Annotated in this window: 19 protein-coding genes; 3 read left to right on the forward strand and 16 right to left on the reverse strand. The window is 63.2% G+C overall.

The genetic code is table 11. The features are described 5' to 3' along the window. Positions 1-206: 206 nt before the first annotated feature. Positions 207-3,317 carry a TonB-dependent receptor domain-containing protein gene (locus CDQ91_RS03150; protein ID WP_088471215.1) on the forward strand — a complete coding sequence of 1,037 codons (3,111 nt, stop codon included), beginning with the start codon at positions 207-209 and terminating at the stop codon, positions 3,315-3,317. 18 nt (positions 3,318-3,335) lie between these two features. Here CDQ91_RS03150 and alr read toward each other — a convergent pair whose 3' ends face one another. Next, positions 3,336-4,382: an alanine racemase gene (alr, locus tag CDQ91_RS03155; protein WP_088471216.1), complete on the reverse strand. Its 1,047-nt coding sequence runs from the start codon at positions 4,380-4,382 to the stop codon at positions 3,336-3,338. Positions 4,383-4,426: 44 nt separating this feature from the next. Continuing rightward, entirely contained in the window at positions 4,427-6,055 is a 1,629-nt protein-coding gene (locus CDQ91_RS03160; RefSeq protein WP_088471217.1) for an MFS transporter, read from the reverse strand. A gap of 104 nt (positions 6,056-6,159) precedes the next feature. Between CDQ91_RS03160 and CDQ91_RS03165 the strand changes: the two genes are divergently transcribed. Beyond that, positions 6,160-6,927: a cyclase family protein gene (locus tag CDQ91_RS03165; RefSeq protein WP_088471218.1), complete on the forward strand. Its 768-nt coding sequence runs from the start codon at positions 6,160-6,162 to the stop codon at positions 6,925-6,927. Between the two features lie 84 nt (positions 6,928-7,011). Here CDQ91_RS03165 and CDQ91_RS03170 read toward each other — a convergent pair whose 3' ends face one another. From CDQ91_RS03170 to CDQ91_RS03235, 13 genes are all read right to left on the reverse strand, one after another. Beyond that, positions 7,012-7,416: an MAPEG family protein gene (locus tag CDQ91_RS03170; RefSeq protein ID WP_088471219.1), complete on the reverse strand. Its 405-nt coding sequence runs from the start codon at positions 7,414-7,416 to the stop codon at positions 7,012-7,014. A gap of 61 nt (positions 7,417-7,477) precedes the next feature. After that, a complete protein-coding gene (locus CDQ91_RS03175) occupies positions 7,478-8,500 on the reverse strand; it encodes an alpha/beta hydrolase (protein WP_088471220.1) in 1,023 nt (340 codons plus the stop codon). 125 nt (positions 8,501-8,625) lie between these two features. Next, entirely contained in the window at positions 8,626-8,997 is a 372-nt protein-coding gene (locus CDQ91_RS03180) for a tRNA-binding protein (RefSeq protein WP_088471221.1), read from the reverse strand. A gap of 106 nt (positions 8,998-9,103) precedes the next feature. Continuing rightward, positions 9,104-11,110, reverse strand: a complete 2,007-nt coding sequence (locus tag CDQ91_RS03185) for an acetyl-CoA carboxylase biotin carboxylase subunit (protein WP_088471222.1) — start codon at positions 11,108-11,110, stop codon at positions 9,104-9,106. Positions 11,111-11,114: 4 nt separating this feature from the next. Then, entirely contained in the window at positions 11,115-11,507 is a 393-nt protein-coding gene (locus CDQ91_RS03190) for a lysozyme inhibitor LprI family protein (RefSeq protein WP_088471223.1), read from the reverse strand. Beyond that, positions 11,504-11,755 carry a hypothetical protein gene (locus tag CDQ91_RS03195; RefSeq protein WP_088471224.1) on the reverse strand — a complete coding sequence of 84 codons (252 nt, stop codon included), beginning with the start codon at positions 11,753-11,755 and terminating at the stop codon, positions 11,504-11,506. Before CDQ91_RS03195 ends, CDQ91_RS03190 begins: the two co-directional genes overlap by 4 nt. A 477-nt stretch (positions 11,756-12,232) precedes the next feature. After that, positions 12,233-13,237 carry a biotin synthase BioB gene (gene bioB / locus CDQ91_RS03205; protein ID WP_088471226.1) on the reverse strand — a complete coding sequence of 335 codons (1,005 nt, stop codon included), beginning with the start codon at positions 13,235-13,237 and terminating at the stop codon, positions 12,233-12,235. Beyond that, positions 13,234-14,490, reverse strand: coding sequence for an O-acetylhomoserine aminocarboxypropyltransferase (locus CDQ91_RS03210; protein ID WP_088471227.1), 1,257 nt, complete (start codon positions 14,488-14,490; stop codon positions 13,234-13,236). The genes bioB and CDQ91_RS03210 overlap by 4 nt, the downstream gene beginning before the upstream one ends. A gap of 51 nt (positions 14,491-14,541) precedes the next feature. Continuing rightward, the gene (scpA, locus tag CDQ91_RS03215) at positions 14,542-16,695 is read right to left on the reverse strand and encodes a methylmalonyl-CoA mutase (RefSeq protein ID WP_088471228.1); all 2,154 of its coding nucleotides are present in this window, start codon (positions 16,693-16,695) and stop codon (positions 14,542-14,544) included. Positions 16,696-16,873: 178 nt separating this feature from the next. Next, positions 16,874-17,314: a methylmalonyl-CoA epimerase gene (mce, locus tag CDQ91_RS03220; protein ID WP_088471229.1), complete on the reverse strand. Its 441-nt coding sequence runs from the start codon at positions 17,312-17,314 to the stop codon at positions 16,874-16,876. 10 nt (positions 17,315-17,324) lie between these two features. Continuing rightward, positions 17,325-18,074, reverse strand: a complete 750-nt coding sequence (locus CDQ91_RS03225) for a hypothetical protein (protein WP_088471230.1) — start codon at positions 18,072-18,074, stop codon at positions 17,325-17,327. A 145-nt stretch (positions 18,075-18,219) separates the two neighbouring features. After that, positions 18,220-18,555, reverse strand: coding sequence for a hypothetical protein (locus CDQ91_RS03230; RefSeq protein WP_088471231.1), 336 nt, complete (start codon positions 18,553-18,555; stop codon positions 18,220-18,222). 9 nt (positions 18,556-18,564) lie between these two features. Then, on the reverse strand, positions 18,565-20,097 hold the full coding sequence (locus CDQ91_RS03235) for an acyl-CoA carboxylase subunit beta (RefSeq protein WP_088471232.1): 1,533 nt from the start codon (positions 20,095-20,097) through the stop codon (positions 18,565-18,567). A gap of 125 nt (positions 20,098-20,222) precedes the next feature. On the opposite strand from CDQ91_RS03235, the gene CDQ91_RS03240 reads away from it, so the two are divergent. Beyond that, complete coding sequence (locus CDQ91_RS03240) at positions 20,223-21,632, forward strand: helix-turn-helix domain-containing protein (RefSeq protein WP_088471233.1); 1,410 nt, start codon at positions 20,223-20,225, stop codon at positions 21,630-21,632. Here CDQ91_RS03240 and CDQ91_RS03245 read toward each other — a convergent pair. Next, positions 21,629-22,525, reverse strand: a complete 897-nt coding sequence (locus CDQ91_RS03245; RefSeq protein WP_088471234.1) for a LysR family transcriptional regulator — start codon at positions 22,523-22,525, stop codon at positions 21,629-21,631. The two genes, CDQ91_RS03240 and CDQ91_RS03245, sit on opposite strands and share 4 nt — an antisense overlap. Positions 22,526-22,565 lie beyond the last annotated feature (40 nt).

Raw genomic sequence — 22,565 nt, forward strand, 5'->3', positions numbered from 1 at the left:
TGTGACCTGCGCTCCTTAGTCGCTCATGCAAGGGCGATTTCGCCGTGCCGAGCCTCCCTGATTGTGCAGTCGTTACACTAGCACCAAAATATGATGCGCCGCAACATGGGTGCTGCGCCGCCGCTTCACCCTTTGTTGGTGTTTTGGTCGTAAACCAAGCGTCCCCCCCGCACATTTTATGTGAACGACAGTCCTTGGAGTATCGAATGAACAAGCCGCGCCTCTTGCTGAGTGCTGCAACCCTCGCCGTGGCCATCGCCGCCAGCCCTGTCGCTTCAGCACAAGATAGCATCGCCGCATGCGACGATGGATCGGCATGCGATGGCGAAACGATCATCGTCACCGGGTCGCGCATCGCACGCCCGCGTTTCGAAACCGTCGAGCCCGCGATCGTCATCGGCGCGGCGGAGATCGAGGCGCGCGGCTTTGAAACGCTGGGCCAGGTGCTGAACGACCAGCCGGCATTCGGCGTGCCCGGCGCGTCCCCCGTCGGTGCGCAGTCGCCGCTGTCGCAGGGGCAAAGCTTCGTCAATTTCCTCGGCCTCGGATCGCAGCGCACATTGACGCTGGTTGGCGGCCGCCGTGTCGTATCGTCGAACACCGCGTCGATCTTTGGCCCGACCGGCGCGGGCAGCCAGGTCGATCTGAACATCATTCCGGTCACGCTGGTCGACCGGGTCGAAACGATCGCAGTCGGCGGCGCGCCCATCTATGGTGCCGACGCCATCGCCGGCACGGTCAATATCATCCTGAAACGCGACTTTCAGGGCTTTGAGGTCGATGGCCAATATGGATTGTCGAGCCGCGGCGATGCCGCCAACTACCGCATCAGCGCGCTCGTCGGGCAAAATTTCGGCGACGGTCGCGGCAATATCACACTCGCCGCCGAATATAATAAGGCCGAGGGACTGACCGGGTCCGATCGGTCGCTGTTCGCACGCGACCTGTTCTTCGGCAACGCCAGCGATCCCGCATCGCCCTTTCTGCAACAGCTTTACGCCGACCGCCGCCTGCCTGCGGTGTCCGAAGCGGGTATTCCGATCGTCGGCGACGGCATCCCGCTCAGCCCCGAACAGCAACTTGCCTCCTTCGGCTTCGTCGGTCCCAATTTCGGTGTGACCGATGGCAATGGCAACCAGCTGCGTTTCGATGCCAATGGCAATCTGACGCCGATCGAGTTCGGCCAATATGTTGGCGCGCCCGGATCGTTCGGGGTCGATTTTGCGGGCGGAAACGGCTTCAGCGCGGTGCCAGCAACGAACCTTCTCGCCTCGACCCGCCGCTACAGCGGCGTCGCCACGGCCGACTATGAGCTGTCCGACTCGATCCGCTTCTTCGGCGAAGCCTGGTATTCGAACAGCAAGGGACGAAACCTGCGCACCCAGCCCGTGTTCAACACCGGCCTTGCCGGCCCCGCCGGATCGCCCGACGGCAATATTCTGGTCAGCATCGACAATCCTTTCCTGTCGGATGCGGCGCGCGCCGCGATCGTTAACTCGATCAACGCCAACTGGATGTCCGACCAGAATCAGGGCGGCTTTCCGCAGGACTATTTCTACCTGGCCCGCGCGAACAGCGACCTGACAACCGGCAAATCGACGGGTGAGGTCGAGGTGATGCGCTTTGTTGCCGGTTTCGACGGCCAGTTCGACCTGTTCGCGGGTCAGTGGAATTGGGAAGTCGCGGGCAATTACGGCCGCTCGAAAACCAAAAGCGTGTCGCGCGAGCTGGTGCAGCAGAATTTCCTGAATGCGGTCGACGCGATCGATGACGGCAATGGCAACATCATCTGCCGTCCGGGCGTGATCAATTCGCCGATCACGACGCCGAACAGCCAGTGTACCCCGATCAACCTGTTCGGCACGGGCCGCAATTCACAGGCGGCGCTCGACTATGTCACCGCGATCGCCACCCCGGTCTCGCTCAACAAGCAGAAGCAGTTCACCGCGTCGCTCACCGGTCCGCTGTTCCAGCTGGCCGGCGGCGATTTCTCTGTCGCGCTGGGTTATGAGCATCGCGCCGAATCGCAGGATTTCGACCCCGGCGCCTTTTTCCATGGCGCCGCCGATCCCGATCCGCTGACCGACAGCAATGGCGACGGCGACCCGGCGAACGACCGCATCAGCTATGGCCGCGGCACCCCTGTGCTGCCCGTCTATGGCAAATATAATACGAACGAATTTTCGGCCGAATTCCTTGCGCCGATCATCTCTTCGTCTAACGGCGCGCCGATCGACCTGCTCGAGGTGAAGGGCGCGGTCCGTTATGTCGATCATTCGATCGCCGGTGGCGACTGGACGTGGACGCTCGGCGGCCGCCTGGGATTGGTCCCCGACGTCGTGGTCCGCGGCAATTTCACCCGCGCGATCCGCGCGCCCGCAATCACCGAGCTGTTCAACCCGTCGAGCAGCTATTTCGGCTTTGGGAGCGATCCGTGTGACGCGGTCAATCGCGGCAATGGCCCCGATCCGGCAACGCGCCAGGCCAATTGCGCTGCGGCGGGCCTTCCAGCCAACTTCGCCTCGCTGTCGAACAGCCGCACCTTCCTGCAGGCAATCGAGGGGAATCCCACGCTGCGCAACGAAAAGGCCGACAGCTGGACTGTCGGTATCGTCGTGGAGCCGCGCTTTGCCCCCCGGCTGCGCGCGAGCGTCGATTATGTCGACATCCACCTGAAAGACGCGATCACCAATGGCGGGGCGAGCAGCATCGTCGCCAACTGCTATGACTCGTCCGATTTTGCCAATGCGCCCGATTGCGCGCGCTTCACGCGCGGCCCCGACGACCAGCTCAGCTTCGTGGAGGTGCAATATCTGAACCTCGCCGACCAGCGGTACAAAGGCTATCTGGCGGCGCTCGATTATCGCGTCCCCGCCTTTGGTACGTCGGGTTCGGTCGGGCTTAACCTGTCCTATCAGTATCTCGATGAGCTCAGCACCCGCGCCGATGCGGCTTCGGCGCGGACGAAGCAGGATGGCGCGATCGGCTATTCAAAGCATCAGGGCGTGCTGACGCTCGATTATCGCAACGCCAGTTTCGGCCTGTTCACGCAGCTGAACTATACCGGAAAGGCCAAGATCGACCCGCAGGCGGCGCCGAACTTCTATCCCGATGGCCTCGGCGACCTGCCCAGCGTGTTGTTCGTCAACATGGGCGCCAGCGTTCGCGTCGGCGAGCGTTTCGGCCTTCGCCTGACGGTCGATAACGTCTTCGACAAGCAGCCGCCCTATCCCTATCCGGCGACGGGCGGAACGATCACCTATTTCAGCGGGGTAATGGGGCGTTATTTCCGGCTGGGCGCCAGCGCCAGCTTCTGATCCGGGATCGGCAGCGCGCTAGACCCAAGTGCGGTCGAAACGCGCCCCGAGCCCGGTCAGCAGTTCATATTGTGACAGGCCGCTCGATTGCGAGACGGTTGGCAGGTCATAATCGATAGCCAGCCAGTCGCCTTCGTTCAGCCCGGCGGCGGTGCTGGCGTCGAAAGCGATCATATCCATCGAGACACGGCCGATCAGCGGCAGCGGCTTGCCGTTCCATGTCGCGCCGCCCGACCCGGCGTGGCAGCGCAGATAGCCGTCGGCATAACCCATGTTGACGACCGCGACGCGGCTGTCGGCGGGCGCTGTCCAGGTCGCGCCATAGCCGACGGCCTCGCCTGCGGGCACGCTGCGAATTTGCAACAGGCGGGCTTCGGGGAAAACGACCTGGCTGATGTGTCCGGCAGCTTCGGGAAGCGGAATTCCACCGTAAAGGGCGATGCCGGGACGCGTCAGATCGAACGCATAGTCGGCGCCAAGGCAGATACCGGCGCTGTTGGCGAGGCTGTAGCGGCGCGCAGATACATGTTGGCGGACTGTGCGAAAGGCCTCAAGCTGCTGCGCATTTTGTGCGCTATCCTCGTCGGCGGAGGCAAGATGGCTATGCAGGGTTTCGATTGACAGCCCGTCGAGCGCCCCGCCCAATGCCTCGTCGACGCGCAGCCCCAGCCGGTTCATGCCGGTGTCGACCATGACGTCGCACGGTCGCCCTTCCCCCGCTTCGCGCCAGCGCACGACTTGTTCGACGCTATTCAGGACGGGACGGACGGGCAAGCTGCGCGCCGCGACCATGTCGTCCGCACCGACGCCATGCAGCACCGACAGCGAAGTACCGGCAGGAAGCGGCATCAACGCCGCCGCCTCGCCCCATGTCGCAACGAAGAAATCGCGGCACCCGGCCTTGGCCAGATGCTCCATCACCGCGCGCGCGCCGAGGCCATAGCCATTGGCCTTGATCGCCGCGCCGCATGCCGCCGCGCCGCTCTGCGCGGCAAGCCAGCGCCAGTTGGCAACGAGGGCGGCGGAATCGAGGCGGAGCCGGAGCGGCGACGGGATGGCGATCATGCCTCCGCCACTAAACCGGTTTGGCGGCAGCGCCAATGGGCTGTTCAGCCCTTTGGCGCCTTGTCCCACTGCCCCTCAACCGGGTCCTTGAGCATGAAGGCGGTAACGAGGAAGGCCACCAGAACGACGCCCCATGTGTACCAGAGCCCCGAATAGGCATCGCCGGTCTTGGCGACGATGAAACTCGCAATCAAAGGCAGGAAGCCGCCGAAATAACCGGTGCCGAGATGGTACGGGATCGACAGCGACGAATAGCGGACGTGCGGCGGGAACATTTCGGACAGGAGCGCCGCGACCGGACCATAGGTGAAGCCCGACAGCGCGCAGAGGCCGAGCAGCGCGACGAGGATGGCCGCGATACCCAAAGCCCCGGGAACCTGCTTTTCGAAATTATAGCCCATCGCCTCGAGCGCGGGCTTGAGTATGGCGGGGTCTTCGCCCGCAACCTCGCGATTGCCGATCATGACCTTGACGCTGTCGAAGCTGCTGGCCGTGGTGACGATATTGTACGGTACGCCGAGCTTGGTCAGTTCGCCGAGTGTCTTGCCGCATGCGGTCGTCTGTTTCTGCGCAAAGGGATCGAAACTGCATTGTGATCCCGTGACCGTTACCGGGGCCTTCTCGGCGGCGGCGGTCAGCGCAGGGTTGCCGACGCTGCCCATCAACCAGAAGAGCGGGAAGAGCAGCACCAGCGTCGCGGCATAGCCCCAGACGATGGGCTTCTTGCGCCCGATGCGGTCCGACAGATGCCCGGCCCACAGGAAAAAGCCCATGCCGACCGCAGCGGCGATGCCGACGATGACCTCAGCCGCGGTATCGTCGAGCTTCATCGGCCCTTTCAGGAACGAGAGGCCTGAGAACATTGCGGTGTACCAGATGACGGTCAGCCCGGCGGCGATCCCGAACAGCGCGATGAAGAGGCGGCGTGGGTTGCCGGGGTAAGTGAAGCTTTCCTTGAGCGGGTTTTTGGCGAGTTCGCCCTGCGCCTTCATCGCCTGAAACACCGGGCTTTCGGAGAGCTTCAGCCGCATCCACAGCGAGATGGCGAGCAGGATCAGCGACAGCAGGAAGGGCACGCGCCAGCCCCAGCTTTCCCACACAGCGTCGGACATCAGCGCCTTGCAGCCCAAGACGACGATCAGGCTGAGCACGAAACCGCCGACAACGCTCGCCTGGATAAAGCTGGTATAGAATCCGCGCTTTCCGGGCGGCGAATGTTCGGCGACATAAATCGCTGCGCCGCCATATTCGCCGCCAAGCGCGAGCCCTTGCAGGATGCGCAGGCCGATGACGATGATCGGCGCCGCGATCCCGATCGAGGCCGCCGAGGGGATCATGCCGACCCCGGCGGTCGCGATGCCCATCAGCGTGACGGTGACGAGGAACGTATATTTGCGCCCCAGCCGGTCGCCGAGAAAGCCGAACAGCACTGCCCCGAGAGGCCGGAAGCCGAAGCCGACGGCAAAGCCCGCCCAGACGAGCAACACTTCCAGCGTCGCATTGTCGCTGGGAAAAAAGGCCTTGCCGATGATCGCCGCCAGCGTTCCATAGATGAAGAAATCATACCATTCGAATACGGTACCCGCCGATGAGGCGGCGATGACCATACGAATATCCTTCGCGGTCGGCTGATAATCCGCGCCATGGGTGGCGAAGGCGGCGCTGTCGGTCATAGACTCTCCCCTGCCCCTCTGTACGGAGCTTTGCCGCATCTCTACCGGGCAAGCGGCGGCGCGCAAGTCTTCTTGGCGAGGGCGGCCAATGATGGCAGACTGCGATGATGCAGTTCATCGACCTTTCGATCCCGATCACCAACGATGTCATTTCCGACCCGCCGGTGATGCGCCCGCAGATCACCTATATGACCCACGAAAATACGTGGGAACAGATTGCGATGTTTTTCCCCGGGCTGACGAAGCAGGATTTGCCCGACGGCGAAGGCTGGGCGGTCGAGAGCCTGACGCTCAGCACCCACAATGGCACGCATATGGACGCGCCGTGGCATTTTCACTCGACGACCGACGATGGCGCGACGCCCGCGCCGAGCATAGACGAAGCCCCACTTGACCTGTTCTTTCGCCCCGGAGTGAAGCTCGATTTTTCGGACCGCGCGGCGGGGCATGTCGTGAGCGCCGCCGAGGTCGAAGCCGAGCTGGCCCGGATCGGGCATGATCTCCAGCCGTTCGACATTATTCTCGTCCAGTCGGGCGCACTCTATGGCACCGACAATTTCACCGATCAGGGCTGTGGCATGGGCGCCGAGGCGACGCTGTACCTGACGGAACGCGGCGTGAAGGTCGTCGGGACCGATGCGTGGAGCTGGGATGCGCCGTTCAGTCATACCGCCCGCCGCTGGGCCGAAACGCGCGATCCGTCGATCATCTGGGAAGGCCATAAGGCGGGGCGAATCAGGCCCTATTACCAGATCGAGAAGCTGACCAATCTGGCCGCGCTGCCCCCGACCGGCTGGACACTGAGCTGCTTTCCGGTGAAGATCGAGCGGGCGAGCGCGGGGTGGATCCGGGCGGTGGCGCTGGTCGATTGAGCCCAATCCTCTTCGTCATGCCGGACTTGATCCGGCATCCATGACCGCATGGACCCCGGATCAAGTCCGGGGTGACGGAGCTTCTTAGAGATTGATTGTCGCCAACATCCACAGCGTCCATCCACTTAGCAGCAACAAACTCGCCCACGTCGCGATGACGCCGATCTGGCGCGGCACCGGGGGCTTGCCGCTGATCGGGGCATAAAGGCCGATGATGTGCGCGACACGGCCGATCAGGAAGATCGCACCGATCGCCATCAGCGCCATATGGTTCGCCTCGACGGTCTCAAGCAGCCCAATCAAAATGATGACGATCGGCGCATGTTCGGCGAGGTTGGCGTGGCTACGGACCGCGCTGATGAGCCGGTCGTCGCCGCCGTCGCCAAAGGCGACCCGGAGCCGCAGGCGCTGGCGCACAGTATCGATCGCGGTGAACAACAACAACAGCGCGCAAATCGCGGCGACAAAGGCGGTTACCGGCAAGCTCATATCATCTCTCCCCCATTTTCCCGGTGCGCAGCCTAGCCGGTCGGTCGCCGATTGCTACCGGTCAATTGCCCGGGGTGGGATCGACCTTCTTGTCACCGATATGGGCGTCCAGAAACGCCAATATCCGTGTTTCGACCGGCAAGCGGCTGACCTCAGGCCCAAGGCTGACCGCGCCCATCGGATAGAAATGGCCGAAACCCGGCACCCATGCTGTTTCGACCGCGATGCCCTTGGCCGTCAGCGCCTTGATCGCGAAACGCGTGCCCGACTGGATGCCGTCGAGATCATTCTGCGCGACGAAGAGCAGCGCGGGAGGCATGTTCGGCCGAACGGTTTCGAACAGATTATAGCCGCTGAGGCCGCCCGACAGCGCGAAGACTGCCTTGACCGGGACGCCAATGCCATAAGCGGTGTTGAGCGCGGTGATCGCTCCCGACGAAAAGCCGCCCAAGGCGATCCGGTCGGCGTCGACGCCATATTTTCCGGCATTTCCCCGGACATAATCGGTAGCCATCGCCATATCCTCGGCGGCGGCGAGGATCGCGTGCCAATATTGCTCGCGCGTCCGGTCGTCGAGCGGCGGCAGTCCCATCCGCTGGCGCACGACCTCGATCCGCGCCGTCGCGGTGGGTGACAGGTTGAGCGCCTTCGACACCAGCCTTTTTTCGTCGACCGGCTTTGCCACAGCGGGATCCTCAGGCGTCAGGCGATAGTCGATCGCGAAACAGACATAGCCGTCGCGCGCGAAGCGGCGGCAATAATCGGCCATCGAACTGTCCTGCGCGCCATCCTCGGTATAGCGCTCCTCGCCCTTGTTGCCGCGGTGGAAGGCGCCGCCAAAGGCCATGATGACGGCGGGGCGGTTCGCGAGCAGCTTGCCGTCGGCGACGGGGCGGTAGACGTCGACGAGCAGGTCGCGGGTCCGGGGGCGTTCCTGTGATACCTGGATCAGCGCGCGGCCGTAGACCAGGTTACGGGTGAGATGGACTTCATATTCGCGGTTCAGATCGGCTTCGGCGGCGGCCGATAGCGGCAGCAGTATTGCAAAGATTGCCGCCGCAAAGGCGGTCGCTCGCCGGATCATGTCGTTCTTCCTCTGTTTTCTGAAATCAACATGTCATTGCGAGCGCAGCGAAGCAATCCAGAGTGGCTTAACCCGCCCTAGATTGCTTCTCCCCGGCTTTCGCCGGGGTCGCAATGACGATCAGATCAGAAGAGCCGCGATCCGTTCGGCACCGCCCGGTCGGGCGCGAAAAGGATCACCGCGCCTGCCTCGTCGGCGAAACCCAGCGTCAGCACTTCGGACATAAATTTTCCGATCTGGCGCGGCGGGAAGTTGACCACTGCAGCGACCTGCCGCCCCGGCAGTTCCCCGATCGCGTAACGATCGACGATCTGCGCGCTGCTCTTCTTCGTACCGATTGCCGGGCCAAAATCGATCAGCAGCTTATACGCGGGCTTACGCGCCTCGGGGAAAGGCTCGGCGTTCAAGATCGTGCCGATGCGGATATCGACCTTCAGGAAGTCGTCGAAGGTAATTGCGTCGGCCACGGGAGCGTCGGCGTTATGGTTCAGGTGCATCTATCAAACTCCGTCATTGCGAGCGCAGCGAAGCAATCCAGATCTGGTTTACGCCACTCTGGATTGCTTCGTCACTTCGCTCCTCGCAATGACGAGAAGAAGGCGGTTATTCCATCTCCAAAATGACCGCGTCGACCGCGAGGCTGTCGCCCTGTGCGGCATTGATGGTCTTCACCGTGCCGGTCTTTTCGGCGCGGAGGATATTTTCCATCTTCATCGCCTCGACCGTCGCAAGCGGCTGGCCGGCCTCGACCTTGTCGCCTTCGCCGACGTGCAGCGCGACGAGCAGACCCGGCATCGGGCAGATCAGGAAGCGCGAGAGATCGGGCGGGATTTTTTCGATCATGTGCGCCGACAAGGGCGCGATGTGCCAGGGCAGGACCTGGACATTATGGATGCGTCCGCGCGTCGTCATCCGCCAGCCGGCGCGCGTCTTCGCAACCTTGACCGCGAGTTCATCGCCGTCAATCTCGGCAACCACGAGCCGGTCGCCGGGGGTATATTCGAGCGCGATATCGACCTTGTCGCCGTCGACCTTGATATGCTTGTGGCCGATCTTGACCTTGTGCGCCGCGCCGCCGACGCTGACCTGCCATTTGGCGGGCGGTTCGAGCCGGTCGCCGAGCTGGCCGTCGGTGCGGCGGGCACGGTCGGCCTCGGCGCTGGCCATGAAGCCTGCGATGGCCGCGAGCGCGCGGACTACATCTTCTGCAACTTCGGCGCCCGAAAAGCCTTCGGGATATTCTTCGGCGATGAAGCCGGTCGTCAGCTCGCCCGCGCGGAAACGCGGATGCTGCATGATTGCCGACAGGAAATCGATATTATGGCCGAGCCCTTCGAGCTCGAAGCGGTCGAGCGCCGCGACCTGCAGGTCAGCGGCTTCGTCACGGGTCTTGCCCCAGGTGATCAGCTTGGCGATCATCGGGTCGTAGAAGATCGACACTTCGCCGCCTTCCTCGACACCCGCGTCAACGCGCACGCCGTCCTCGCCGCGCTCGTCGCCTGCCCATGCGGGAACGGGGGTGCGATAACGCACGAGACGGCCCGTCGAGGGCAGGAAGCCGCGATAGGGATCCTCGGCATAGACGCGGTTTTCAATCGCCCAGCCGTCGATCTTGATATCATCCTGCGTCAGTTCGAGCTTTTCGCCCGCGGCGACGCGGATCATCTGTTCAACGAGATCGATGCCGGTGATCGCCTCGGTCACCGGATGCTCGACCTGAAGCCGGGTGTTCATTTCGAGGAAGTAGAAGCTCTCGCCCGTCGGGTCGGCGCCGCTGACGATCAGTTCGACCGTGCCCGCGCTATAATAGCCGACGGCGCGCGCGAGTGCGACGCACTGTTCGCCCATCGCCTTGCGCATCTTTTCGGTCACGAACGGCGACGGGGCTTCCTCGACCACCTTCTGGTGGCGGCGCTGGATCGAACATTCGCGCTCGTTCAGATAGAGGATATTGCCATGCTGATCGCCGAGGATCTGGATCTCGATGTGGCGCGGGTTGAGGATGAATTTCTCGATGAAGACGCGATCGTCGCCGAAGCTGTTGAGCCCTTCGCGCTTGGTCGCCTCAAAGCCTTCGCGGACGTCCTTTTCGTCATAGGCGAGGCGCATGCCTTTGCCGCCACCGCCCGCCGATGCCTTCATCATCACCGGATAGCCGATCTCGTTCGCGATGCGGACGGCATGTTCGGTATCGTCGATCTCGCCGACGAAGCCCGGGACGACATTGACCCCGGCTTCCAGCGCGAGCTTCTTCGATTCAATCTTGTCACCCATCGCGGCGATCGCGTTCACCGGCGGGCCGACGAAGGCGATGCCTTCCTTGGCCAGCGCCTCGGCGAAGCTGGTGCGTTCGGACAGGAATCCATAGCCCGGATGCACCGCATCGGCGCCGGTCTGCTTGCACGCCGCAATGATCTTGTCGGCGATCAGATAGGATTCGGACGCAGGCGAGGCGCCAATATGCACCGCCTCGTCGGCCATCTGGACGAAGGGCGCACGCGCATCGGCGTCCGAATAGACGGCGACGGTCGCAATGCCCATGCGGCGCGCGGTCTTGATGACGCGGCAGGCGATTTCACCGCGGTTGGCAATCAGGATTTTCTTAAACATCGTCTCAATATTCCTCGATGAGGGCTTTTAAGTCTTTGGTGCGTTGTTCGGTGAGCGTCCGCATGCAGCCGCTGATCATCATCGGTTCGGCCGACCCGCCACGCATCGTGTAGCCTTCGCTGGCGCAATGCTTGTCGCGATAGGTGATCCAGGCGCGCTGTGCGGCGAGGAGCGTGTCGTAATAGCCGGGGCGGTTGTCCTGGGTCCGGTCGAACTCGCGGTCCTGCGCCTTCATCGCGGCGGCCGTCAGTTTCCACTGCGCGTTGAGCGCGGCGTCGGCGCGCTCATATTCCTGATAGGCGCAGGCGTTCAGTTCAAACTGGGCCATGGCATTGTCGCAATCGACCGCGGGCTCGGCGGCCATCGCGGACAAGAGCAGCAAGGGTGCGATGATCATTCGGTCGTCTCCGTCGGTGCCGGCTCTGCGGCAGGTTTGCGATACAGGCGGCTGATCTGCCGCGCCCAATAGAGGATCAGCGCGAGCGCACCGATCCACAGCAGATTTTCAACCCACAGCGGGCCGCCCTCGCCGGGCGCCCTGCCCAGCCGCACACCCTGCATATCGCCCGCCACCACGCCGAGCGCGCAGGAGGCGGGCAGCAGGAGCAGCGAGATCAGCAGGGCGAGGAGCGGCTTTCGTGTCACTCGGCGTCACTCTGACAAAAAACGACCTTTACGATATCGCTGCCGCGTGTCGGCTTGACGACGCTGCAGGCGATTTCGCGCCGCTTGCCGATCGGAGCTTTAGTGAACATTAGCGTTCCTTCCTGACGGGCTGCCATCGACCCGTAAGTCGATATGTAGCGCCCTGTTGCTTTCTCAGGCTAAAGCTCTCGAATGATCCCGAGGCAGGTATTTCCACTCCACAGTCAGGAAGTTCCTCAGGCAAAATATTCGGATCCCAACGAACATGATATGTCTTCTTGCGCATGCCCTTCAATGTTCGGGCAGCTACAATATGACCCTCGCCTCGCTCGCGGGAATCGATCACGAACGTACCCTCGGCGATCACGTCGCTGAACTTACGCATCTTTTCTATAGACGTAGGGATACAGGCGATCGCGTCCGGAGCGATCAAGAAGGCAGCGATTGCTATGCCAACCCCGTAAGCTCGGGTGTTCCTCATTCAGCGGCTTCCATCCGCATCGGCTCTTCGCCCTCCATCGGCTTGAGGCCGAGTTTCGCGAACAGGGCGGCATCCTTGCTGTCGCCGGCATTGGCGGTCGTCAGCAGCTTGTCGCCGGTGAAGATGCTGTTCGCGCCCGCCATAAAGCAGAGCGCCTGCGTCGCATCCGACATGCTCTCGCGGCCCGCCGACAGGCGGATCATGCTCATCGGCATGGTGACGCGCGCGACGGCGACGGTGCGGACGAATTCGATATCGTCGATCGCGGCGAGCGGGGTGTCCGCCAGCATGTCGCCGAGCACGGTGCCCTTCACCGGGACCAGTGCATTGATCGGCACGCTGCCCGGATGCTCCGGCAACGTCGCGAGCGCATGGATGAAACCGACGCGGTCGGCGCGGTTTTCGCCCATGCCGAGAATGCCGCCGCTGCACACATTGATGCCCGCGCTGCGCACTTCTTCCAACGTGTCGAGGCGTTCCTGAAAGGTCCGCGTCGTGATGACATTGCCGTAATTTTCGGGGCTGGTGTCGATATTATGGTTATAATAGTCGAGGCCGGCGACCGCGAGCGTCTGCGCCTGTTCCTTGCTGAGCATCCCCAGCGTCATGCAGGTTTCCATGCCCATCTGGCGCACGCCCTCGATCATCTCGACGATCGCGGGCATGTCGCGCTCCTTGGGGTTGCGCCATGCGGCGCCCATGCAGAAACGCTGCGATCCCGAATCCTTCGCCTGCGCCGCCGCCTGCAACACCGCGCGGACGTCCATCAGCTTGGTTGCCTTGAGGCCGCTGTCGGCGCTCTTGGACTGCGAGCAATAGCCGCAATCCTCGACGCAGCCGCCGGTCTTGATGCTGAGCAGCGTGCAAAGTTGCACCTCGCCACGCGCATGATGACGGCGGTGGACGCCCTGCGCCTCCCACATCAGTTCGTCGAACGGCAGGTCGAACAGCGCGGCGATTTCCTCGCGCGTCCAGTCGGTGCGGGTGATGTCTTGGGTCATGCGATTTTCTCCAGCGCCTGAGCGAGGTCGGCGATGATGTCTTCGATATTTTCGATGCCCACCGACACGCGCACGACATCGGGGCCAGCGCCCGCCTGCACCAGTTCGTCTTCCGACAACTGGCTGTGGGTGGTCGATGCGGGGTGGATGATCAGCGAGCGGGTGTCGCCCAGATTGGCGAGGTGGCTGAACAGCTCGACCGACGAGACGAGCTTGACCCCGGCGTCATATCCGCCCTTGAGGCCGAAGGTGAACACCGAACCGCCGCGGCCGCCCAGATATTTCTGCGCGAGTTCGTTGTACGGACTGTCGGGGAGGCCCGCATAGGACACCCAGCCGATCTTCGGATGCGCCTTCAGCCATTTGGCGAGTTCGACCGCATTGCTGCAATGCCGGTCCATGCGCAGCGCCAGCGTTTCCATGCCGGTGAGCGCGAGAAAGGCATTCATCGGCGCGAGCGCCGGGCCGAGATCTCGCAGGCCGAGGGTCCGCGTCGCGAGGATGAAGGCGAGATTGCCGAACGCCTCGGTGAACTTCAGCCCGTGATAGGAGGCATTGGGTTCGCTGAGCGTCGGATATTTGCCGCCCTTCGCCCAGTCGAAACTGCCCGCGTCGATGATCACCCCGCCAATGGCATTGCCATGCCCGTTGAGAAATTTGGTCGTTGAGTGGACCACAATGTCGGCGCCATGCTCGATCGGGCGGCACAGCATCGGGGTTGCCATCGTGTTGTCGACGATCAGCGGCACGCCGGCATCATGCGCGACCTTGGCGATCGCTTCGATGTCCTGGACCACGCCGCCGGGGTTGGCGAGGCTTTCGATGAACACCGCGCGGGTCTTGTCATTGATCGCGGCGGCGACATTGTCGGCATTATCGGCGTCGACGAAATGTGTATTCCACGCCATTTTGCGGAAGCTGTGGCCGAGCTGGTTGAGCGATCCGCCATAAAGCTTCTTCGCCGCGACAATCTCGCAGCCCGGCTCCATCAGCGTGTGAAACGCGAGGAACTGCGCAGCATGGCCCGATGCCACGGCGAGCGCGCCGACGCCGCCCTCGAGCGCGGCAATCTTGCCTTCGAGCGCGCCGTTGGTCGGGTTCATGATCCGCGTGTAGATGTTCCCGAATTCCTGGAGGTTGAACAGCCGCGAGGCATGTTCGACATCGTCGAAGACATAGGATGCGGTCTGATAGATGGGCGTGATCCGCGCCTTGGTCGTCGGGTCGGGCGCGGTTCCGGCATGGACCGCCATCGTTTCGGGTTTGTGGGTCACGGCTTCAACATCTCCATCACAGGATAAGGTTCAGGCGGCTTGGTCCGCATCAAGCGGCGGCATATTATGCCCAAGCAGCCTCAGCACATCGGCGGCACATTCGACGACATTGCTGCCGGGTCCATAGATGCCCTGCACCCCGGCGTCGCGCAGATATTGATAGTCCTGCGGCGGTATAACCCCGCCAGCGATCACCTTGATGTCGCCCCGGCCCGCTTCCTTCAGCTTGCCGATCAATTCGGGGATCAGCGTCTTGTGACCCGCCGCGAGGCTCGACGCGCCGACGACATCGACGCCGCTTTCCAATGCGAGCACGACGGTTTCACCGGGGGTCTGGAACAAGGGCCCCGATACGACGTCAAAACCCATGTCGCCGAACGCCGAGGCGATGACATTGGCGCCGCGATCGTGGCCGTCCTGCCCCATTTTCGCGACAAGCAATTTGGGTTTGCGCCCCATACGGCGTTCGACCGCCGCGACGCCGTCGAGCACCTGCTGCCAGCGGGCATCGCCTTCATAGGGCGCGCCATAGACTCCCTTCACCGGGGTCGGCTGAGTGCCATAGCGATCGAAACTTTCCTCCATCGCCGAGCTGATTTCGCCGAGCGTCGCGCGGGCGCGGGCAGCTTCGACCGCGAGTGCGAGCAGGTTGTTCTCGATGCTCGACTCGCCCGCCGCGCCGTCGCGCAGCGCCTTCAGGGCCGCCTGACACGCGGCTTCGTCGCGGTTCGCCTTGGTCTTGTTGATGCGCGCGATCTGGCCTTCGCGCACCTTGGCGTTATCGATGTCGAGGGTTTCGAGGAGATCCTCGTCCTTCAGGCGATATTTGTTCACCCCGACGATCACATCGTCGCCGCGATCGACGCGCGCCTGGCGGGCGGCGGCGGCGGTTTCGATCATCGCCTTGGGCCAGCCTGCCGCGACGGCTTTCGCCATGCCGCCTTCGGACTGGACGCGGTCGATGATTTCCTGCGCCGCATCGACGAGCTGCTGGGTCAGCGCCTCGACATAATAGCTGCCGCCGAGGGGATCGACGACCTTGGTCATCCCCGTCTCTTCCTGAATGACGATCTGGGTGTTGCGCGCGATACGCGCCGAGAAGTCGGTCGGTAGCGCGATCGCCTCATCCAGCGCGTTGGTGTGCAGCGACTGAGTGCCGCCGAGCATCGCCGCCATCGCCTCGATCGTCGTGCGCATGACGTTGTTGTAGGGGTCCTGCTCGGTGAGCGAGACGCCCGACGTCTGGCAATGCGTGCGCAGCATTTTCGACCGCTCGTCCTGCGCGCCGAGCGTCGTCATCGCGCGATGCCACAGCACGCGCGCCGCGCGCAGCTTGGCGATCTCCATGAAGAAATTCATGCCGATCGCGAAAAAGAAGCTCAGCCGCCCGGCGAATTTGTCGATGTCGAGGCCCGAGGCGACGCCATATTTCACATATTCCATGCCGTCGGCGATGGTGAAGGCCAGTTCTTGCACCTGCGTCGCGCCGGCTTCCTGCATATGATAGCCGCTGATCGAGATGCTGTTGAATTTCGGCATCTCGCGCGACGTATAGCCGAAGATGTCGCTGATAATCCGCATGCTCGGCTCAGGCGGGTAGATATAGGTGTTGCGGACCATGAACTCTTTGAGAATGTCGTTCTGGATCGTGCCGTCGAGCAATTTGCGATCGACGCCCTGCTCCTCGCCTGCAACGATGAAGAAGGCGAGGATCGGGATCACCGCGCCGTTCATCGTCATCGACACCGACATCTGGTCGAGCGGAATGCCGTCGAAGAGGATCTTCATATCTTCGACGCTGTCGATCGCGACCCCGGCCTTGCCGACGTCGCCGGTGACGCGCGGATGGTCGCTGTCATAGCCGCGATGGGTCGCGAGGTCGAAGGCGACCGACAGCCCCTTTTGCCCCGCGGCGAGGTTGCGGCGATAGAAGGCGTTCGATTCCTCGGCGGTCGAGAAGCCCGCATATTGCCGGATCGTCCATGGGCGACCAGCATACATCGACGCGCGGACACCGCGCGTGAAGGGCGCGAAACCGGGCAGGCCGGGATCGGTCGTGACATCCTCCGCCGTATAGAGCGGCTTGACGTCGATCCCCTCGGCGGTGTGCCAGGTGAGGTCCTTGCCCTTCACTTCCTTGGTCGCGGCGGCGGCCCATTGGTCGATGGTCGGTTTGTCGGTCATATTGCAATCCCTTCCTCTCCCACCGGGAGAGGATATGAAGGCTTGGCGGCTTTGCCGCCTAGCCGGAGTTGGTGAGGGCGGCGCCCTCTCGATAGTTCCATCCCCTCACCCAGCTTCGCCTAGGTCCGTCGGACCAAGGCTGCGCAACCCTCTCCCGATGGGAGAGGGGGTGGAAGGCTCAATGCCCGCCCTTCGGCGTTTCCATAATCTCGGTCAGCACCCCGCCCATGTCGCGCGGGTGGACGAAGAAAATCAGCGTCCCGTGCGCCCCGATGCGCGGCTCGCCGAGGACGCGCTTGCCCAGCGCTTCAAACTCGGCCTTGGCGGCGTGAATGTCGGGGACTTCGTAGCACATATGATGCTGCCCGCCCGCCGGGTTCTTCTCGAGGAACCCCGCGATCGAGGTGTTGCCGGGCAGCGGTTCGACCAGCTCGATCTGCGTGCCGTTGAGCGCGCCGTCGGCGCCGGGGGTGTCGACGAAGCACACCTTCACCCCCTGCTCGGGCAGGTCGAACGGCTCGTGAATCCGGGTCGCCCCCATCACATCGCGGTAAAAGACGATGCTGTCGGCGATCGACGGCGTTGCGACGCCGATATGGTTGAGGCGACCCAGTTTCATCATATTCTCCTCAGCAACCCGGAATCTGGTCCTTGCCGACCAGTTCATATTTGCCGTTCTTCAGTAGATATTGCTGCTTGAAAGCCCGTGTACCGGTGTAGGCGACGGTGAAGCTTTTGTCGGGAACCGCGGCGGCGATCTTCCCGTCATATTGTTCTTCTTTCTGGCCGATCCCTGCACCCGAACTCATTCCGTCGGTGAAGCCCGCGCGGTTGACCGGCCCGTCCGGCGCCAATTCGGTCAACGTCGCGGTGCTGATCGCGCAGCCCTGCCACACCCCGCCGCCGGCGGTGATCAGATAGGGGTTTTTCCCGATCGCGTCGCTGAAGGCCCAGCTTGTCGCGGCATTGCCGACGGTGCCTACCGCGCCGAGGTTCAGCCATTCACCCTTGCGCTGCCAGCCCGATGGGCCGCCCTGCAGATAGTGGATCGCGTTGATCCCGCCGTCGCTGTGGCCCGCATCGTCGAGGCTGCCGAGGCTCAGCAGCACGCCGACATTGTTGGGCAACAGATGGATCGCGGCGGGACGGAACTGATAGGTTCGCCCGTCTACCTCGCGCGTCGCGGTCGCTTCGGCGCCCTTGGCGAGACCGAAGGCAGCCCGGAACGCGACGCCGATCGTTTCACTTTCCTCGCTGCCGAGCGTGATCGGAAAGGCCGGCACCGGCTCGCCGACGGGCGTATCGGGATCGAACGCCGACGCCGCCTGCGAAGCCAGGAGGGCGGGAGCAAGCAGGGCACCAAGAAGGAATTTACGCATCTTCAAACCTCTTTCGGAATCAAGGACATGGCGGCTTAACCTAGCCGTCCCCTGCCTTTGCATCCAGCCTGACCAATTGGATGTGCCATTCGTCACATGGCGACCGACGGCGTAGCAACGCCGATATGGTTGAGACGACCCAGCTTCATTCCTTGATGACCTCTTTTCCTACCCATACTTCGGCTCCATCGAAATGGACTGTCCCTTGAAGGCGGCGCTCAATTGCAAGTTCGACGAGCCCCCAAGATGCCGCCATCTGCTCGCCGAACGGCGCTCGGACTTCCTGACCGTGAGGGTAAGTTCGATCCTTTCGGTCAAAAACCCCGTGGATGTGATTCGCACTGTGCGCGATCGACATCGCTGCCTTAAGATCGGGAGCAAGCACATACAGCGAGTTATGAGAAGTGTTATAGACAGCGAACAATTTCACCGTCTGATTGGGATCAGCAGCGCCCAGCCCTATTCTACACTTCGCACCCATATCCAGACCTCACAGCGGAATATTGTCATGCTTCTTCCAAGGATTCTCGATGCTCTTGTTGCGCAGCTTGCGCAGCCCCAGCGCGATCCGCTTGCGCGTGTTGTGCGGGTGGATGACCTCGTCGATATAGCCGCGCGATGCCGCGACGAACGGGTTGGCAAAGCGGTCTTCATATTCCTTGGTGCGCTCGGCAATCTTCGCGGGATCGCCGATGTCGCTGCGGAAGATGATTTCCACCGCGCCCTTCGCGCCCATCACCGCGATCTCGGCGGTCGGCCAGGCATAGTTCAAATCGCCGCGCAGATGCTTTGACGCCATCACGTCATAGGCGCCGCCATAGGCTTTGCGCGTGATCACCGTGATCTTGGGCACCGTCGCCTCGGCATAGGCGAAGAGCAATTTCGCGCCATGCTTGATGATGCCATTATATTCCTGCGCGGTGCCGGGCAGGAAGCCCGGAACATCGACGAAGGTGATGATCGGGATTTCGAACGCGTCGCAGAAACGCACGAAGCGCGCCGCCTTCTTCGACGAGTTGATATCGAGCACGCCCGCGAGCACCAGCGGCTGGTTCGCGACGATGCCGATCGTGCGCCCCTCGATGCGCCCGAAACCGCAAATGATGTTTGCGGCATGCGCCGGCTGCACCTCGAAGAAATCGCCTTCGTCGACGGTCTTCCGGATCAACTCGTGCATGTCATAGGGCTGGTTCGCCGACGGCGGGATCAGCGTGTCGAGGCTAGGATCGGCGCGGTCCCACGGATCGTTGGTCGGGCGCACCGGAACGCCGCTGCGGTTATTCTCCGGCAGATAATCGAAGAAATCGCGCGCCGCGAGCAGCGCCTCAATGTCATTTTCGAACGCCAGATCGGCGACCGAGCTTTTGGTCGTGTGAGTGATCGCGCCGCCAAGCTCTTCCTGCGTGACGACTTCGTTGGTCACCGTCTTCACCACATCGGGGCCGGTGACGAACATATAGCTGCTGTCCTTCACCATGAAGATGAAGTCGGTCATCGCGGGCGAATAGACCGCGCCGCCCGCGCAAGGACCCATGATGAGGCTGATCTGCGGCACGACGCCCGACGCGAGCACGTTGCGCTGGAACACTTCGGCATAGCCGCCGAGCGATGCGACGCCCTCCTGAATGCGCGCGCCGCCACTATCGTTCAGGCCGATGACCGGCGCGCCGACCTTCAGCGCATTGTCCATGACCTTCATGATCTTTTCGGCATGGCGCTCCGAAAGCGAGCCGCCGAAGACGGTGAAGTCCTGGCTGAAAACATAGACGAGGCGGCCGTTAATCGTGCCGCTGCCAGTGACGACGCCGTCGCCGGGAACGATCTGATCCTGCATGCCGAAATCGGTGCAATTATGCTCGACATAGGTGTCGAGCTCTTCGAACGAGCCTTCGTCGAGCAGCACGTCAAGCCGCTCGCGCGCGGTCAGCTTGCCCTTGCTGTGCTGTGCGTCGATGCGCTTTTGCCCGCCACCCAGCGCGGCGGCGGCACGGCGGCGTTCCATTTCGGCGATATTGGCGGACACTCGGGCTTCTCCATCAAATTCGGATATAATCCCCTGCCCCCTTTGCGACCCCGGCGCAAATGTGAATTTGCAAAGTTGCAAAGTGATAGTTTGCAAACTATTCTTCCCCGTGAAGGAGGATCAGCGTGTCCCGACAACGCATCTTTGCCGGAAGCCGTCTCAAGGCGCTCCGCACCGAACGCGCGATCAAACAGGCCGAGTTTGCCGACACGCTGGGCATTTCGACCTCCTATCTCAGCCAGATCGAGCATGACGACCGGCCATTGACCCCCGCGCTGCTCGATCGGCTGCAACGGCTGTTCCCGCTCGAATGGGAAGAAGTCACCACCGACGCCGACGACCGCCGTCAAGGCGCGCTGCGCGAGGCTGCCGCCGATCCGCTGTTCGCTACCGCACCGCTGACGCCCGAACAGCTCGAGCGCGCGGCGCTGCAGCAACCGCAACTCGCCGACCAGTTCGTCGCGCTCCACGCCGCCTATCGGCGCGCGGGGCAGCGGCTCCAGATCATCGACGAGGCGCTGACCGGCGGCACCGCCGAGGGCAGCCGCCTGCCGTGGGAAGAGGTGCGCGACTGGTTTCACGACGCGGGCAATTATGTCGATCGGCTCGACCGCGCCGCCGAAGCGCTGGCGGGGCAATTGCGCGGAAGAGATTCCTCGCCTGCGATCGAGACGATCGAACGGCGGCTCCGCGACGCGCTCGGCATTTCGATTGTCTATCAACAGACGCAGACGTTGCGCGAATTTGACGCAACGATGCGCCATCTGGTGATCGACCCGTCGCAGCCCGCCGAGACCCGGCGCTTTCAGCTCGCGCACCAGCTCGCCGCGCTGGCGCTGGCGCGCGAGATTGCCGCAGTGGTCGAGGCGTCGCCGCTGCGCACCGCGGCTGCGCGGCAATTGCTCCACGTCGGACTCGCCAATTATGCCGCAGGCGCAGTGCTGATGCCCTACGCCCCGTTTCGTGCCAGCGCGCGCGCGGTGCGCCACGACATCGACCGCCTGCGGCTCGAATATGGGGTCAGCTTCGAACAGGCCTGCCACCGCCTCTCGACCCTCCAGCGCCCCGGCGCGCGCGGCATCCCGATGTTTTTCTGCCGCGTCGACATGGCGGGCAATATCACCAAAAGGCACAGCGCGACGCGTCTGCAATTCGCGCGCTTTGGCGGCGCCTGCCCCTTGTGGGTGGTGCATGAGGCAGCAGCAATCCCCGACCGCATTTTGTTCCAGCTCGCCGAGACCCCCGACGGCCTGCGCTATGTGTCGATGGCGAAGGGGCTGGTGAAACCCTCGGGCAGCTATGCGCGCAGCCCGCGCCGCTACGCCGTCGCGCTGGGGTGCGAGGCACAATATGCGGGCGAGTTCATCTATGCCGATGGGGTCGATGTCGCTGCACCGCAGGCATCGACGCGGATCGGGCCATCATGTCGCATCTGCCCGCGCGACGATTGCGACCAGCGCGCCTTTCCGCCGAGCGATCGCCCGATTTTGGTCGATCCTGACCGGCGCGACGTCGTGCCGTACCGGATCGGCTAGCCGTCGATCACCAGTTCCTCGTCGAGGAAATCGAGAAAGGCGCGGATGCGTGCCGCCGCGCGGTCTTCGGGTGCGTAGAGCGCGTGGATGTCCTCGCCGTCGCCGGGATTGTGATCGGGCAAAACCTCGACCAACCGCCCCGCCGCCAGATCCTGTGCGACATGAAAGCGCCCGTGCCGCGCAATCCCGCCGCCCGCGACCGCCATCAGGCGGACGACCTCGCCTGAATTGCCGAAGAAGCTGCCCTGCACCGGTCGATGGACGATCTTTCCATCGACGCGGAACGGCCAGCTGTCGACCGAGCGGCGGAAGCTGAAGCGCAAGCAGTCGTGCGCGTCGAGATCGTCGGGCTCCTTTGGCGTGCCGCGGCGTGCAAGATAGTCGGGGCTGGCAACAAGCATCATCCGACTATGCCCCAGCTTCTTTGCGCGGAGCCGCGTGTCACGCAGCGGACCGATGCGGATCGCGATGTCGGCGCGTTCCTCGACCAGATCGACGATGGCGTCGGACAGCGCGAGATCGATCGTGACGTCGGGATAGCGCGCGATGAAAAGCGGCAGCATCGGTAGCAGCCCCATCGTCCCGATCGACGGCGAGGCGTTGATGCGCAGCAGCCCGCGTGGCCCCTGTTGTGCGCGACCGAGCCCGTTCTCGACACTCTCCAATTCGGCAAGCAGCACGCTCATCCGGTCGCGATAAGCGAGTCCCTCAGCGGTCAGCGCGAGTGACCGGGTCGTTCGGCGCATCAGCGTCACGCCAAGCCGCGCCTCGAGCCGGGCGATGCTGCGGCTCACGGCCGAAGGCGTAAGACGCAGCGCCTTCGCCGCGGCCGCGAGGCTACCGCCGTTCGCCACCGCCAGAAACGTCTCGATATCACCGAACCGATTGTCCATCGCCATTCCTGATTAGAAATCACCACTGAAATGATGAAGC

Source organism: Sphingopyxis witflariensis, from assembly GCF_002205635.1.
Taxonomy (GTDB): Bacteria; Pseudomonadota; Alphaproteobacteria; order Sphingomonadales; family Sphingomonadaceae; genus Sphingopyxis; species Sphingopyxis witflariensis.

What these genes read in the sequence shown, in the direction of transcription:
- CDQ91_RS03180 (WP_088471221.1), bottom strand. Translation starts at nt 8,997, where the DNA reads ATGCACCTGAACCATAACGCCGACGCTCCCGTGGCCGACGCAATTACC.
- CDQ91_RS03165 (WP_088471218.1), top strand. Translation starts at nt 6,160, where the DNA reads ATGATGCAGTTCATCGACCTTTCGATCCCGATCACCAACGATGTCATT.
- CDQ91_RS03190 (WP_088471223.1), bottom strand. Translation starts at nt 11,507, where the DNA reads ATGATCATCGCACCCTTGCTGCTCTTGTCCGCGATGGCCGCCGAGCCC.
- CDQ91_RS03245 (WP_088471234.1), bottom strand. Translation starts at nt 22,525, where the DNA reads ATGGACAATCGGTTCGGTGATATCGAGACGTTTCTGGCGGTGGCGAAC.
- CDQ91_RS03170 (WP_088471219.1), bottom strand. Translation starts at nt 7,416, where the DNA reads ATGAGCTTGCCGGTAACCGCCTTTGTCGCCGCGATTTGCGCGCTGTTG.
- scpA (WP_088471228.1), bottom strand. Translation starts at nt 16,695, where the DNA reads ATGACCGACAAACCGACCATCGACCAATGGGCCGCCGCCGCGACCAAG.
- mce (WP_088471229.1), bottom strand. Translation starts at nt 17,314, where the DNA reads ATGAAACTGGGTCGCCTCAACCATATCGGCGTCGCAACGCCGTCGATC.
- CDQ91_RS03150 (WP_088471215.1), top strand. Translation starts at nt 207, where the DNA reads ATGAACAAGCCGCGCCTCTTGCTGAGTGCTGCAACCCTCGCCGTGGCC.
- CDQ91_RS03175 (WP_088471220.1), bottom strand. Translation starts at nt 8,500, where the DNA reads ATGATCCGGCGAGCGACCGCCTTTGCGGCGGCAATCTTTGCAATACTG.
- alr (WP_088471216.1), bottom strand. Translation starts at nt 4,382, where the DNA reads ATGATCGCCATCCCGTCGCCGCTCCGGCTCCGCCTCGATTCCGCCGCC.
- CDQ91_RS03230 (WP_088471231.1), bottom strand. Translation starts at nt 18,555, where the DNA reads ATGGGTGCGAAGTGTAGAATAGGGCTGGGCGCTGCTGATCCCAATCAG.
- CDQ91_RS03185 (WP_088471222.1), bottom strand. Translation starts at nt 11,110, where the DNA reads ATGTTTAAGAAAATCCTGATTGCCAACCGCGGTGAAATCGCCTGCCGC.
- CDQ91_RS03160 (WP_088471217.1), bottom strand. Translation starts at nt 6,055, where the DNA reads ATGACCGACAGCGCCGCCTTCGCCACCCATGGCGCGGATTATCAGCCG.
- CDQ91_RS03210 (WP_088471227.1), bottom strand. Translation starts at nt 14,490, where the DNA reads ATGGCGGTCCATGCCGGAACCGCGCCCGACCCGACGACCAAGGCGCGG.
- CDQ91_RS03225 (WP_088471230.1), bottom strand. Translation starts at nt 18,074, where the DNA reads ATGCGTAAATTCCTTCTTGGTGCCCTGCTTGCTCCCGCCCTCCTGGCT.
- bioB (WP_088471226.1), bottom strand. Translation starts at nt 13,237, where the DNA reads ATGACCCAAGACATCACCCGCACCGACTGGACGCGCGAGGAAATCGCC.